1 pseudogene is annotated in these 240 nt (G+C 41.7%); it reads left to right on the plus strand.

The features are described 5' to 3' along the window. Positions 1 to 240: pseudogene (locus tag KO524_RS15625) on the plus strand (hypothetical protein); the annotation flags it as partial.

The following is a 240-nucleotide window of genomic DNA, read 5'->3' on the forward strand; positions in this document are numbered from 1 at the left end:
AACAACCCGGCTGTTTTAGAAAAACTAAAATCGATCATCAAATCCTCTGATGGACCGGTTACTTTTGATGGAACAGCGTTCAAGTATAGCGATAGCGAGGGGAACTCCCAAACCTTAACTCTTGTAGATTTGGTAAAAACCCACGAAACCCTAACAACTTTAACCAAGGGGAATGCGGGTACCTATACCTATAAATCGGAAAACGATTCAGAAGTTGTGATTGATGTGGTTGGTGATGTG

It is taken from the genome of Flavobacterium sp. NKUCC04_CG, assembly GCF_019345525.1.
Lineage (GTDB): Bacteria > Bacteroidota > Bacteroidia > Flavobacteriales > Flavobacteriaceae > Flavobacterium.